Source organism: Tunicatimonas pelagia (assembly GCF_030506325.1).
GTDB classification, from domain to species: domain Bacteria; phylum Bacteroidota; class Bacteroidia; order Cytophagales; family Cyclobacteriaceae; genus Tunicatimonas; species Tunicatimonas pelagia.
The window spans coordinates 6,817,540-6,831,401 of record NZ_CP120683.1; the positions used below are offsets into that span (position 1 = coordinate 6,817,540).

10 protein-coding genes are annotated in these 13,862 nt (G+C 43.8%); 6 read left to right on the forward strand and 4 right to left on the reverse strand.

Going from position 1 to position 13,862, the window contains the following annotated elements:
* Window positions 1-27: 27 nt before the first annotated feature.
* Window positions 28-1,278: a nucleoside permease gene (locus P0M28_RS29025; RefSeq protein WP_302207009.1), complete on the reverse strand. Its 1,251-nt coding sequence runs from the start codon at window positions 1,276-1,278 to the stop codon at window positions 28-30.
* Between the two features lie 77 nt (window positions 1,279-1,355).
* Window positions 1,356-2,708: an efflux RND transporter periplasmic adaptor subunit gene (locus tag P0M28_RS29030; RefSeq protein ID WP_302207010.1), complete on the reverse strand. Its 1,353-nt coding sequence runs from the start codon at window positions 2,706-2,708 to the stop codon at window positions 1,356-1,358.
* A 180-nt stretch (window positions 2,709-2,888) separates the two neighbouring features.
* Between P0M28_RS29030 and P0M28_RS29035 the strand changes: the two genes are divergently transcribed.
* Window positions 2,889-3,584, forward strand: a complete 696-nt coding sequence (locus P0M28_RS29035) for an SIR2 family NAD-dependent protein deacylase (RefSeq protein ID WP_302207011.1) — start codon at window positions 2,889-2,891, stop codon at window positions 3,582-3,584.
* An 85-nt stretch (window positions 3,585-3,669) separates the two neighbouring features.
* On the opposite strand, the gene P0M28_RS29040 is transcribed toward P0M28_RS29035, so the two are convergent.
* Complete coding sequence (locus P0M28_RS29040) at window positions 3,670-5,127, reverse strand: ATP-dependent DNA helicase (RefSeq protein ID WP_302207012.1); 1,458 nt, start codon at window positions 5,125-5,127, stop codon at window positions 3,670-3,672.
* A gap of 210 nt (window positions 5,128-5,337) precedes the next feature.
* Here P0M28_RS29040 and P0M28_RS29045 point away from each other — a divergent pair, with 210 nt between their 5' ends.
* Both P0M28_RS29045 and P0M28_RS29050 read left to right on the forward strand, forming a co-directional pair.
* Window positions 5,338-6,234, forward strand: coding sequence for a hypothetical protein (locus P0M28_RS29045; RefSeq protein WP_302207013.1), 897 nt, complete (start codon window positions 5,338-5,340; stop codon window positions 6,232-6,234).
* A gap of 235 nt (window positions 6,235-6,469) precedes the next feature.
* Window positions 6,470-8,464 carry an OPT family oligopeptide transporter gene (locus P0M28_RS29050; protein WP_302207014.1) on the forward strand — a complete coding sequence of 665 codons (1,995 nt, stop codon included), beginning with the start codon at window positions 6,470-6,472 and terminating at the stop codon, window positions 8,462-8,464.
* A 52-nt stretch (window positions 8,465-8,516) separates the two neighbouring features.
* On the opposite strand, the gene P0M28_RS29055 is transcribed toward P0M28_RS29050, so the two are convergent.
* Complete coding sequence (locus P0M28_RS29055) at window positions 8,517-10,724, reverse strand: TonB-dependent receptor plug domain-containing protein (protein ID WP_302207015.1); 2,208 nt, start codon at window positions 10,722-10,724, stop codon at window positions 8,517-8,519.
* Window positions 10,725-11,005: 281 nt separating this feature from the next.
* Here P0M28_RS29055 and P0M28_RS29060 point away from each other — a divergent pair, with 281 nt between their 5' ends.
* From P0M28_RS29060 to P0M28_RS29070, 3 genes are all read left to right on the forward strand, one after another.
* Window positions 11,006-11,893 (forward strand): fructosamine kinase family protein, encoded by an 888-nt coding sequence (locus tag P0M28_RS29060; protein ID WP_302207016.1) that lies wholly within the window; start codon window positions 11,006-11,008, stop codon window positions 11,891-11,893.
* A gap of 155 nt (window positions 11,894-12,048) precedes the next feature.
* Window positions 12,049-13,176: a 3,4-dihydroxy-2-butanone-4-phosphate synthase gene (gene ribB / locus P0M28_RS29065; RefSeq protein WP_302207017.1), complete on the forward strand. Its 1,128-nt coding sequence runs from the start codon at window positions 12,049-12,051 to the stop codon at window positions 13,174-13,176.
* A gap of 53 nt (window positions 13,177-13,229) precedes the next feature.
* The gene (locus P0M28_RS29070; RefSeq protein ID WP_302207018.1) at window positions 13,230-13,853 is read left to right on the forward strand and encodes a hypothetical protein; all 624 of its coding nucleotides are present in this window, start codon (window positions 13,230-13,232) and stop codon (window positions 13,851-13,853) included.
* The last annotated feature ends 9 nt before the right edge of the window (window positions 13,854-13,862 follow it).

Consider the following 13,862-nt stretch of genomic DNA (forward strand, 5'->3'; position numbering starts at 1 on the left):
CAAGTCCGGAATAGGTTCTCACATTTCTTAAGCAAGTTTAGACTCCGGTATGGCTTGGGAGGTTTGCGCTTTAATCTCTTCGGTGGGTTGTTTAGTCTGTTTTTCTCGGAAGAAAATGGTGAATAGCAGTAAAACGATGGCTGAGAGCACCGCCGGAATCAGCCAAATTTTATCCCAAAGATACGTTGACTGGTCAACTGTATAATTTTCGGCAATAACTCCCGAAAGTACGCTGCCGATGAACATACCAACGCCGTAGGTGGCGAAGGTAATCAGTCCCTGAGCAGCGTTCTTAATATTCTTTGGGGCGCGCTCGTCTACGTAGATTTGTCCGGTTACAAAGAAGAAGTCGTAGCAGATGCCGTGCAAGATAATACCGCCGTACAGCATCCAAACTAAGCTGCCCGGATCGCCAAACATAAACAGTACGTAGCGTAAAGCCCAGCATGCCATACCGATCATCAGCATCTTTTTATACCCCAAGCGTTTAAAAAAGAACGGCATCAGCAACAGAAACAGAATTTCCGACATTTGCCCCATTGTCATTTTGCCTGCGGCGTTTTCTACCCCAATATTGTTCAGGAACAAATTAGCAAAGCTGTAGTAGAATGATAGCGGAATACAAATGAGTAGGGAGGCGATGAACAATACGGCGAACGAACGATCTTTCATTAGCTTCAGGGCATCCAAGCCAATAATATCTTGCCAACTGGCTTTTTCGCCTTTGCTTTTGGGAGGTGTGTGCGGCAATGTAAAACTGTACAACCCCATGACCACCGACATTCCGGCAGCAATTACAAGGGGAGTTGCCTGATCCTCAATGCTTAGGTATCCAACAATGAGTCCGGCAATAATCCAACTGATGGTGCCCAGCACCCGCACACCCGGAAATTCTTTACCCGGATTATCCATATGGTGAAAGGAAAGCGAATTGGTTAGCGCAATAGTGGGCATGAAGCACAGCGTGTAAGCGATGATAAGCGGGTAAAATAAACCAAAATCGGTAGTTTGGGATAAGAAGTAGAGCAAGAATGCCCCTACCAGATGAAGTACACCTAACACCCGCTCAGTGGGAAAGAAGCGATCTGCTACCATTCCTACAAAAAAGGGGGAGATCATGGCTGCAATGGCAAACGCCCCGTAGGCCAATCCAATTTGTGTTCCTTCAAACTGAAGGGTGGTTCCCAAATACGTTCCTAAGGTTACGTACCAGGCTCCCCAAACAAAGTATTCCAGAAACATCATGCCCGATAGCTGGGCGCGGGTGCGAAAATTCATAAAGAAGTGAATATTGACTGATGGCTGATGAGTGATGAACAATGCTGAACATCAGCAATATAATAAATCATTACTCATTAATCATTACTCGTTCCACCATTCTGGGTGATTTCAACCCGGCTACTGTCTTTGAGCTGATTAGAGATAGCAATGTATGGCCCGGAAACTATCTCATCTCCGGTTGTTAGCCCGCTGAGTATTTCAATAAACTCGTAATCACTAATGCCAGTTTCTACAATAACCTTCTCCACTCGCTCTTCATCAACTTTCCTGAAAACAACTTCATCTAACGTCTCTCCACTGCCGAAAGAGTCTTGACCAGCATCGGCAGTTGGCTCATTCTTATTTTCTTTGTTTCGGGTAGTGACAGCCGAAAGCGGTACTGACAGCACATCTTCCTTCCGGTTGGTGAGTACATCTACACTGGCCGTCATACCGGGGCGAAAGGGAAACGGACCGCGGGTTTCCAGCAATTTTTGGTAAGATGAGTTTAGCAGACGAATACGCACCTCAAATTCCGTAACGGCTTCATTGGTTAATTTTTCGTTAGCTGTATTGGCAATTGAAGTAACCACTCCCTGAAATCGATAATTATCGTAACTATAAGCATCCACCTCGATAGATGCTGTATCGCCCAGTGCTACCCGGATAATATCGTTTTCGTTAACATCCACTCGCACTTCCATTTTACTCAAATCGGCTATGCGAAGCATTTCGGTACCCGCCATCTGTGAGGTGCCTACCACCCGCTCACCTTGCTCTACATCCAGTTTAGACACAATGCCAGCCATAGGGGCGTAAATACTGGTAAGCGAAAGGTTCTCACGAGCTTCTTCCACCGAAGCTTCGGAAGAGCGAACCGCGTAGCGAGCTGCTTCTACATTTTGCCGAGCCGACTCGTAGCTCTGCTGGGCTACCTGAAAATCACTCTGAAATTGCTCAAAATCAGCGTCGGAGATCACCTGATCGTCGTACAGTTTTTGGTTTCGCTCAAAGGCGAGCCGAGCTCGTTCCAGTTGGGCTTCGGCACTAGCTGCTTGGGCCTGCATTTGAGCTAAGGCTGCTCGTTGCTGGTTCAAGTTAGCCTGGGTGCGAGAAAGGATTGACTCAAAATTATCGGGGCGAATACGCACTAGTAGTTGATCTTGCTGTACCGAGTCACCTTCCTCCACATTTAGCTCGATGATTTCTCCCGGTACTTCGGGAGAAATTTTCACTTCGGTCACCGGCTGTATGGTACCGGAAGCACTCACTCGCTCAATAATTGTGTGTGGTTCTACTGAGGCAAATCGTACCTCAACGGCTTTTTCGCCACCAATCCATTCGAGCTGACGGGCAATGAGTAATAATACTAAGAGGGTGCCTACTACAATAGCGATAATCAGAATCGGATTGCGCTTCTTTTTTTTAGTGCGGGCGGTGGTTGGCATGGTGCGTTTAAGGTAAATAAGAGGTTTAGAATGTTGTAAGGTTGAAAGTTAAGGAAACCTGTAACTTTTAGCTTATGATCTTCAACTTTTAGCTTATGATCTTCAACTTTTAGAAATAAAGCAAAAAGTACTATTGTCTTTCTACGCACCAAATGTATATTCGTTCTGGTTAACATTGAAATGATTATGCGAAAAAGGATAGTGGTTTTAACTGGGGCTGGAATTAGTGCTGAAAGTGGTATTCCTACCTTTCGGGATGCGGATGGGTTATGGGAAGGGTATGATGTAATGGAAGTGGCTACCCCCGAAGGCTGGAAGAAAAATCCGGCGTTGGTGTTAGACTTTTATAATCAGCGGCGCAAAGCAGCCTTGCAGGTTAAACCTAATGCTGGTCATCAAGCACTGGTTGACTTGGAAACAGATTATGAAGTAGTAGTTATTACCCAAAACGTAGACAATCTGCACGAACGAGCGGGTTCTAGTCGAGTTATTCATTTACACGGTAGTCTGTTTGAATCGCGGAGTACGGCTGATGAGTCGTTAGTTTACGATATTGATGGTTGGGAGCTAAAACTGGGTGATGTCTGCAAAAAAGGCGCGCAGTTACGTCCCAATATTGTCTGGTTTGGTGAGATGGTTCCGATGATGGAAGTCGCTCAGCGAGAAGCCACCCGAGCTGATATTTTTATGGTAATCGGTACTTCGCTACAAGTGTATCCGGCTGCCGGATTATTGTACGATGTTCCCGAAGGTATTCCAATCTACATTATTGACCCTAGCATTCCTGATTATCACCCACAGCCCAATATTACTGCCATTGTTGAACCAGCCAGCTTGGGAGTACCGAAAGTAGTGCAACAACTTGTTGAAGAGTAGGATGGTAGAGGGTAGAATAGTAAAAGGTAGAAGGGTGAAAGGGCGTACAGACCATCCACCTTTAACCCTCTACCCTCCAACCTTTCTACCCCTTGCCATTCTTAAAGTATTTGTCTGGAAAGTCAATAAGATAGAGTTCTTGGGTGGCACGAGTGCAAGCGGTGTAGAGCCATCGGATAGTTTCCGAGGATGGAGCTTGTCGCTTCAAGTATCCCGGATCAACGAAGATCACGGGCCACTGCCCTCCTTGGGCTTTATGACAAGTGAGCGCGTAAGCGAATTTCACCTGTAGGGCATTTAGATACGGATCTTTCCGAATGGCTTTTAGTTGCTTGGATTTCTGAGGAATGTCGGCGTACTGTTCAGCTATCGCATCGTACAACTGCCGATTATCTTTGCTGCTGAGGGTAGGGGAGCTGCTGTGCAATGTTTTGGTCAGCACTTTACTTTCAAAGGGCGGTTGACGCGGATGGTCTACTAGTTTCAATTTCAAAGTAACAAAGTGAAAGTTGAACTTACGTTCATCTTCTTGTACCTCAAGAATCTCTACAAACTCACCGTTCGCTAAAAATCCTACTTTGGAAGATTTGGGGAGTACTCGATAGTTATTTCGTACCACCATCAGTAAATCACCCACTTCTAGCTCCTGCTGGCGGTGCAGAATATGCTGACGAATTAGCTGGTTGTAGTGAGTGGCTTCTTGGTTAGAGGCACAGATCAATAGTGTTTGCTGTAAGCCATACTTAAGGTAAGCATAACTCAGTCCTTGCTTAATTTTAGCAGACTGCATACGGTAAATGTCGGGGTAGGGATGGGTATCAAGCTGTGGAAGCGAAGTTTCTGCGTGGAGCGTGTTTCTTAGTGCCGTCGCGTTATGCAGAATGCCCTTTCGTTTTTGCTGCCGTATAACCTGGGTTAATTCATACGCAGCCACTGATAAACCGTAGGCATGACGCAGAATCTCGGCATTCAGAGCCACACTCAGAGAGTGCCCTACGGGCGGAAGCTGTGCCCGGTCGCCAATAATAATCAGCTTATTTCCAGGATGCTCAAAAACGTATTCTAGCAAATCTAGCAACATGGTTCGCTCAGTGCTCCGGTTATCTCCGCTTTCGTCTTCGTGACTAATCATGGAGGCCTCGTCTACCATAAAGATAGCTCTTTTCTGATAGTTCTTCCGTCGTTTAAATTCAATATTTCCTGAATACGGGTGCTGTACCTGCTTATAAATTTGACGATGAATCGTGTATGCCTTTCGCTTGCTGTACTTTGCCAGCACCTTCGTCGCTCGTCCGGTGGGGGCAATTAAAACGGTGCGATAACCATACTTGCGGACGGTCTTGGCTAAGGACTGGATAATGGTAGTTTTTCCGGTGCCCGCGTAGCCCATTAACAAAAAAGTAGCCTTCGGTATGTTTTGGTCTTCAATAAAATTTTTGAGCTGTTGAAATAGCGCGTCTTGCTCTTCCGTAGGTGGAAATTTGAAATACTTTTTCAACCAATGGTAGGCCGTAGTTTCTACGGATGTTAACTCAGAATCCATATCCGAAATAGCTGAAAATCAGGCAATAATGAAAGCAATAAAAGAAATTTTGATTTATGTTCTTATTTTAAGAACTTGTGTTCTTTATATACGTATATTTAGATGAGTAGAAATTGAACTGATAATTTTTATCTAACTGATTACCAATAAATTATCTGCGTTAAAAATTGTTAATAAATGCACCTTTCATAAGTACTAACTGTTATTATCATGAACACGAAACAAAAGCAAATGAACACCTCTACTAACGGGAAAGAATCAGCAACTACCGCCGAGCACAAGAAAAATATTGATAGCTACGATATTGCTAATTCTTACGAAACCATGCACTTGGCGCAGGATTTGGCTCGTTTCATTAAAGAAAACAAACTTTTCCATCATATACAGGGCAAAGCCTACGTTAATGTAGAAGGATGGCAGTACGCTGGTTCTCGCTTGGGTATCCTGCCGGTAATTGATGATTTGGTAAATATTAGCCTCGATAATAGTGAGACTAAGTACCAAGCAAAGGTGCGCCTACTCAATCTGAAAACTCAACAGACTGTTGGGTCTGGTTTTGCCATATGCAGCAATCGCGAGAACGGAAAACGTAATTACCAAGAATTTGCTATTGCATCTATGGCGCAAACTCGTGCTATTGGCAAAGCGTACCGTAATATTCTGGCTTGGATTATTCGAGCTGCGGGCTACGAACCAACCCCCGCCGAAGAGATGGACTACATGGCAGCGGACCGCTCCACTGAGCCTTCGGGTGAGCGAGGAAACAGACGAAAATCACGAATTTCGTCATCTTCAGAACAAACGGCTACTAAAAATTCGAAAAAAACTGACAATAAAAACCTGCAAATAAGCGAAAATAAAGCGGATAACGGAGAAAAAAGCGAGGAAGTTGTTAAAAAAATGGCAACCGTGAAACAGAAAACCGAGTTATTGTTGTTACTTAATAACAAAGCGATTACGAACAATGAAAAAAACAAAATGATTGAGGGGATAAATAGCTTAGATTCCGTAAGAGCTTCGAAAGCAATTCAGAAAATAAAGAAAGTTATTGAAGATCGTGAGTCGAACCGCCAATCGCAAGAAAGCATTGAGACTCACGCAGCATAGTTTGGTTTGGTTAGTTTAGTAGGAAAGCCTGGAGATGTTATCTTCAGGTTTTTTTGTTTTCAGCACTGAGTGCCGGACAAAGGTATTTAAAACCACATTAAAGTCCATAGTTCGCACAAAAATACTTGATTTTATTTTTTTACACTGGTTTCTCGCTTGGTGAGGTTGGCACTTTGTCGGTGATTATATAATTTTTTGGGTATGTTTGCTGGCAACCTAACGTACTCGCATCACTATGATTGAGGAAAAGCCTATTATCGACCAACAGGAGGAATCTGAGCAGCCCTATATTGGTGCCAAAACCAAGTTACCGGAACTTACCCTGAAAGCTATTTTGCTGGGAGCAGCCCTATCAGTAATTCTTTCGGCGGCCAATGCTTACTTTGGTCTTTTTGCCGGACTAACGGTTTCGGCTTCTATTCCGGCTGCGGTTATTTCAATGGCAATTTTAAAGCTTTTCCGCAACTCCAATATTCTGGAAAATAATATGGTGCAGACGGCTGCTTCGGCGGGAGAGTCTTTAGCGGCTGGGGTAATCTTTACCATTCCGGCCCTCATCATCATGGGCTACTGGGAAGAATTCAACTACTGGGAAACTACACTTATTGCCATGACCGGGGGTATTTTAGGCATCTTGTTCACCATACCGCTCCGAAATGCGCTTATTGTGAAAGAGAAACTTAAGTTTCCTGAAGGGGTAGCCACAGCGGAAGTACTCAAAACCGGGGCGAGTGGTGGCGAATCGGTCAAGTACCTGATTTGGGGAGGATTAATCGGGGGCTTATTCAAGTTGAGCGACTCTGCTCTAAACCTGTGGAGCGGACTGTTCGAGAAGGCCGCATTACTTGGTCAGAGGTTTTATCTCTACTTTGGATTGAATCTATCGCCAGCACTAGTGGCTGTTGGTTATATTGTCGGGCTTAATATTGCATTCTTAGTATTTCTAGGAGGAGCCATCAGTTGGTACATTGCTATACCCATTTACATGGCAACTGTCGGCGTGCCCGAAGGAGCGGGTAGTGTTGAGTCAATGGGAATTAGCGTATGGAGCAGTCAAATCCGATATCTGGGGGTAGGGGCAATGGTAGTGGGAGGATTATGGGCTTTACTAAGCTTACGAAAATCTCTAGTGACGGCCTTTAAATCAGGGGTAGAGGCATTCCGGGGTAGTGGTCAGCGTCTGGAAAAAATTCGTACTGAACTGGATACTCCCATGTCGTGGGTACTGATTGGCATTGGAGTATTGATTGTTCCGGTCTTTGTGCTTTATTTACGAGAGATTGAGCAGGTTGCTGTTACCGGATTGATGGCAGTAATTATGGTTATTGCCGGTTTTCTATTCTCTGCTGTGGCAGGTTACATGGCGGGGCTAGTAGGCAGTTCTAATAATCCGATTTCGGGAGTGACCATCGCTACCATTCTGGCCACAGCTCTTCTGTTAGCTGCGCTGATGGGTACTGACGATCCCGGTAGGGGAGCGGCTGCCACAATTCTAGTAGGGGCAGTCGTCTGCTGTGCGGCGGCCATTGCTGGGGATAATATGCAAGACTTGAAGGCTGGTCATGTGCTAGGGGCAACACCCTACAAGCAGCAGGTGATGCAGGTAGTTGGGGTCGCTGCCGGAGCCTTAGCAATTGCTCCGGTACTGAATAATCTATTAATTGCTTACGGTATCGGCACTCCAACGGCTGATCAGCCCAATGCATTAGCTGCCCCTCAGGCTACGCTGATGCAAAGCGTGGCCGACGGAATTTTCCGAGGGGGGCTGCCTTGGACGATGGTAGCCATTGGAGCAGTGATTGCTGTGGTCATTATTGCCATTGATGTTTATTTGAAAAACCGAAATTCCGATTTCAGGATGCCGGTATTGGCTGTAGCGGTAGGACTATACTTACCATTGGAGTTAGATACGTCCATCTTTGTGGGTGGATTAATTGCCTGGGCGGTAGAACGATACATGCGAAAGCAGAGTAGTTCATCTTCATCTCAATTTGCTGAAGCAAAAAGTAAAGCAGCTAAGGCGGGGTTACTGCTAGCTTCCGGCCTAATCACTGGCGAAGCTCTGATGGGGATATTAATTGCAATATTGATTGTGGCAATTGGTCCCGGGCAATTTCAGATCTTTGAAGAAGCCCCAGCTGGTAGCCTACCCGGTTTGACTTTGTTAATTATTATTGTTTTTGGTATTTATCGTACCGTAAAAAGCGTATTCGATAAAGCTGATAAATGACAAAGCCCCGTTCAACTGAACGAGGCTTCCAGGTATATCGCTCTAAGCAGCCTTATAAACTAAAACTGGCACCGATAAGAATCATTCTGCCAATACGATCGGTTCGGTAGTATTCCCGGCTATCATTACCCAGTAGATTACGAACGTTAATATAAACCTTCAGTGGGTCAACCACTCGGTACGAAATTTTGCTATTTAGTAACAACTTACTGTCAATTTGTACAGCTTCGTCTAAATCATCCTGAGCCATGTACAACGTATGTGAGTCAAAGTAATATCCGCTAAGATTCGCTTGCAAGCGAGAAGTAAACGACCCATGGGCAAAAAAGCCTCCGTATACCCGAGGAGTACTCAAAAGCTCAGTATCAATTCCATTATCAATAGTATTTAAGTTTACCAGTGGATTTTCAGCAGTAGGGGTGGGATTAAGCGGTAGCGCATTATAGTCCAGCGGCAAGTCTTCGGCTTGAGTTCGCTGAATCGTGATAAACGGTTTGAACTGAAACTTCGTGCTAGCCACATAATTAGCCGAAAATGTAACTCCACGTTGCATAAATTCAGCAGGTACTGTTTTCAGAGACAAACCACCGTAAGTGTTGATGAAGGGGCGTTCCGCTAAACCAGTAGGTGTGAGCACTAAATCGTCGAGCACAAATGTGTTAACATCTTGTAATTGTTGCTGGAAAATATCAAGGTCGATCCGAAAGCGATCCGAAATTTTAGCCCGGAAACCGATTTCAGCCATTCTGATGCTAGGGAGGACTAAATCAGTATCACCAGAATAGCGCCGTCGTATTGGAATACCGGGAAATTGACTAACTTCGAAAGTTACGTCTATATCAGCTGAAGTATTAATGGCAAAAGCACTACTGTTTGATTTGGAGTATGCGGCTCGGAATAAGAATTTATCATTTAAATTATAAGTGGTAGCGAACTGGTAAGATACGTATACGTCATCGGGGCGGGAGAACTTATCGGCTCGGACGGAGCCAATGATTCGCCAATTATCGGTGAAATTATAGTCAGCCCGAAGGGAAGCAGCCACTCCACTCACAGTAGCCTCTCCGTTAAAAAAACCGCCAAATAGTCCTTTATCCCGATAATTAGAGTCGTCGTAAGTAGCACTTTGGTAGTTAAGTGATGGTCTAAGTTGTAGCTTATCTCCTATCTTCCATTGATAATCAACGACCACATCTACGAGTTCAGCATCGTACTCTAAGACTATATCGGGTGTATCATCATAGTCGAACTGATCATAACCTCGAGTATACGATATTTTAGCACTCAGCCCGTATATCTGACTAGCAATATTAATATAGCGACTGCTGTTACCACTAAATCCGATTGATGTCCTGGGGTTAAGAAAGTTTTTTTGTACTTCCGATTCGTGCATTCCCAGGGATATATCTACGCTAATATTCTCATTAAATTGATGATTGATAAAAGCATTTATGCCTAGTTTATCTATTGCCAGTTCAGGGCGAGGATAGGTGACTTCGGCATTAGGTAATAAATCTGCTCCCTCAAGGTAGACAGATTCAACGAGAACTTCTGAGTCGTATTGACTTCTGCCGTAGACATAGTAGAGATTATCGTCCCGTTCCCGGTATTGATAGTTTCCTGATAGTATTACATTGGTTTTTTCATTGAACTTTTTTCCAACAGCAACATTGCCGATAGCAGTCGTTGGATCACCGTATTGAGCATTGGCTCGGGCGTACCATCCAGTACTTTCAGGTCGCCGGGTAATAATATTAATTACTCCCGTTGTAGCATTGGGGCCAAAGAGGGGAGCACTCGGGCCTCTTACTATCTCAATGCGTTCCACATCAATTAAATCTACTGGTAAAGCTCCCCAAATAATCGCTCCGTAGGCGTAATTAAATATTGGACGATTATCTACCATTAGCAGAGTTTGTTGATTTACTTGCGTGCCGTCAATTGAGTTACGAGTAGGATTATCAAATCCTCGTAAATGAATATCGTAGTTGCCATTGGTTGTTTCTCGAACAATGACCCCAGGGCATAATCGTAACGCTTCGGGGATGGAAGTAACTCCGGATTTCTCAATTTCTTCCCGGGTAATTGAATAACTGGAAACCGGAGCATCAAATAGACTTTCTGATTCTTTGGAAGCAGAAACAATTTCTACGTTCATCAAATCTTCTAGGGACATTTCAAACAGTGCTTCTTCATCCTGGGAATAAGCTGATTGCCAGATACAGAGTAGTCCGACAAAGAACAATACTTTACTTTTCATGCTTACTGTGTACATACTATGCTTCTTTTTGAGGCGAAGTTGAAATCAATTTGCACGAATCGCAATTAGTAGAGGAGGTAGGCAAAAAGGTATGGTGTAAGATTAGATACGCAATAGAAGAATAAGTAAAGATAGGTCAAGCCTACTATTTATTGGTTGTGGTACTATTTAGTGATTCCTTTTGGTTATAGTACTTCAAAAGCAATGTTACGCGCTAAATGGTAATCTTTCTAACAAAGTGATATAAACAATAAAATGGTATTAACCTGGCTACAACCGGCATGAATCAGAGCTTACAACACGTGGTAGAGCAGCAACTAGCGAATAGACTCTCTAAAAAAGTAAAGATTCATAATCTTACCTCAGTATCAGGAGGCTGTATCAATCATGGGGTAAGAGTAGATACTAATACAGGTTCATATTTTCTAAAGTATAACAGCAACGTACCCCGTGACCTGTTTATACGGGAGGCAGAAAATCTAGAAGTGTTACGAAAAGCCAGTACAGAACTCACTGTCCCTCGCGTGATTCTCGCTATGGAGGTATTGCAGGATCAACCAGGGATAATTGTGCTGGAGCTTCTAGAAGAAAATCGGGTAAACCAGTATCATCAGGATGAAAGGCTGGGGGTGGGGTTGGCACAGTTACACCGAGTAACTCATTCACAGTTCGGCTTTCTACATAATAACTATTGCGGCAAAACGCTACAAGACAATTCCTGGAATGAAAACTGGGTTGAGTTTTATGGGCAGCAACGAATTTGGCACTTGGTGAAGCTTATTGAGCAACACCGTAGTATTCATATCTTTGAGCAGAATATTTACTCCAATTTAATAGAGGTTCTTTCGGAGCGGATTAGTCACCAACCAGTTGCCTCGCTCACTCACGGCGATTTATGGTCGGGGAATTATTTGTACACTTCTAGTGGCCCAGCCTTAATTGACCCAGCTACTCACTACACTGACCGGGAGTGTGATTTAGCACTTATGCAAATGTTTGGCGGGTTTTCGCCAAGGGTGTGGGATACTTATCAAGAAGCATTTCCATTGCCACATGATTGGCAGGAGAGAATAGGCTTATATCAGCTATACCACTATCTCAACCATTATTTGTTATTTGGTGGTTCTTACGGTCAGCAAGCCTTAAGTATAGCGAAAAAATATTTATGATAAATCTTTTTCAAGACACAGGTATTTATTATTTGTTTTACAATGCGAATAAATGTTATGGAACTAAAGTTATGTTAAGTAATATATATTACCTATTGAACCTAAAATAGGGAAGTGGCTACCAATTGATTAAATTTGCTGAAAAACATTAAACTATGCTAGATTCAATACCCAGTGCGATAGATGCTATTAGAGAAGGCGAAATTATCGTGGTCGTCGATGACGAAAACCGAGAAAATGAAGGTGACTTCGTTTGTGCTGCCGAAAAAATCACGCCTCAAATCGTTAATTTTATGTCTACCCACGGTCGGGGACTCATTTGTGTACCTCTCACCGAAGACCGGTGTGAAGAGCTGGAACTAGAGTTGATGGTTGGTCGCAATACTTCGCACTATGATACTCCGTTCACCATTTCAGTAGACTTGATTGGTCATGGCTGTACAACTGGAATTTCGGCTTCAGATCGCTCTAAAACCATCCAAGCTTTGGTGAGCGATGCTACCCATCCGGATGACCTAGCGCGTCCGGGTCATATCTTCCCCCTGAAAGCGAAGAATGGTGGCGTACTCCGGCGAGCCGGACATACTGAAGCGGCGATTGACCTTCCTCGATTGGCCGGACTTTCTCCTGCCGGAGTGCTGGTAGAAATTATGAATGAAGACGGTAGTATGGCTCGGGTGCCAGATCTACGGAAAGTGGCGGATCACTTTGGCTTGAAGTTAGTATCTATCCAGGATTTGATTCAGTACCGTTTACAGCACGATAGCCTGATTCGTCGGGAAGCATCAGTACCGCTCGATTCTACCTACGGTCACCTTCAGCTATACGCGTACACCCAACTATCAACCAATGAGGTTCATTTAGCATTTGTAAAAGGAACTTGGGAAAGTGATGAGGTAGTTACCGTACGAGTACACTCATCTAATTTGTTTGAAGATATTTTTGGTACGCTCATGAGTAATCAGTTCAATGTGCTGAAGCGTTCCCTGGAGATTTTAGATCAGCAAGAAAAAGGGGTGATACTGTATATGAACCAAGGAGGAATAGGAAGCAATATTTTAGATCGTCTAAAAGAATTCCAGAAAAACCGCGACGGTGAGGAACGAAAGTCTATTTCGGCGTTGGGGCTGAAAATGGATAAGCGGGACTATGGCATTGGTGCTCAGATTCTTCGCGACCTTCAGGTAAACAAAATAAAACTAATCACCAACCATCCAGTAAAGCGGGCGGGTCTTCAGGGGTATGGCCTGGAAATTGTCGATCATATTCCACTAAAGAGTTAGAAATACACTATTTCTGGTTCTTTACTGTTATGTACGTATAAAATTAATGTCGTATGAAGAAATTCTTTAACTTGGGTTATCTTCTGATTTTTGCGATAAGCACTACCTACGCCCAGCAGTATTTTCCATCAGAAGTATGGCACGAAGGATCAGTTACTACCGTAGACGGTGAAAGCAGTCGGGGAAAAATCAAGTACAATTTAGAGACTGACCTTATTCAGTTCAGCAGCAACAATACCATTAAAACCTATAGTGCCCGTAAGATCATTTTCTTTGAGATTTTTGACGCGGAATACGGTCGCTATCGCGAATTTTATGCATTGCCCTACCAAATGGAGGGTGATTATAAAGCTCCTCGCCTGTTTGAAGTACTCTACGAAAACACGCTAACTCTGCTTTGCCGGGAGGAAATTGTGCAGCAAACATCAGCCATCAATGATCCCTTTTTCTACGGAAACCAAATGTTTACCCGCTTCCGGCTGGAGTACGAATACTACTTTCTGGATCATGACGGAGAGATTCAGTACTACTCTCAAAAAAAAGATGACTTGTACAATATGTTTCCCAAAAACAAAGCCAAGGTAGAACAGTATATTAAAAAGAATAAGCTCAAGCCCAACCGTCAGCGCGATCTGGTACGGGTAACGGCTTATTATAACTCTTTACTCAATTCCTAAACAGTAATT

Bases quoted from the DNA above. Each gene is read 5' to 3' on its own strand.
- P0M28_RS29025 (WP_302207009.1), bottom strand. From the start codon at position 1,278: ATGAATTTTCGCACCCGCGCCCAGCTATCGGGCATGATGTTTCTGGAA.
- P0M28_RS29030 (WP_302207010.1), bottom strand. From the start codon at position 2,708: ATGCCAACCACCGCCCGCACTAAAAAAAAGAAGCGCAATCCGATTCTG.
- P0M28_RS29035 (WP_302207011.1), top strand. From the start codon at position 2,889: ATGATTATGCGAAAAAGGATAGTGGTTTTAACTGGGGCTGGAATTAGT.
- P0M28_RS29040 (WP_302207012.1), bottom strand. From the start codon at position 5,127: ATGGATTCTGAGTTAACATCCGTAGAAACTACGGCCTACCATTGGTTG.
- P0M28_RS29045 (WP_302207013.1), top strand. From the start codon at position 5,338: ATGAACACGAAACAAAAGCAAATGAACACCTCTACTAACGGGAAAGAA.
- P0M28_RS29050 (WP_302207014.1), top strand. From the start codon at position 6,470: ATGATTGAGGAAAAGCCTATTATCGACCAACAGGAGGAATCTGAGCAG.
- P0M28_RS29055 (WP_302207015.1), bottom strand. From the start codon at position 10,724: ATGAAAAGTAAAGTATTGTTCTTTGTCGGACTACTCTGTATCTGGCAA.
- P0M28_RS29060 (WP_302207016.1), top strand. From the start codon at position 11,006: ATGAATCAGAGCTTACAACACGTGGTAGAGCAGCAACTAGCGAATAGA.
- ribB (WP_302207017.1), top strand. From the start codon at position 12,049: ATGCTAGATTCAATACCCAGTGCGATAGATGCTATTAGAGAAGGCGAA.
- P0M28_RS29070 (WP_302207018.1), top strand. From the start codon at position 13,230: ATGAAGAAATTCTTTAACTTGGGTTATCTTCTGATTTTTGCGATAAGC.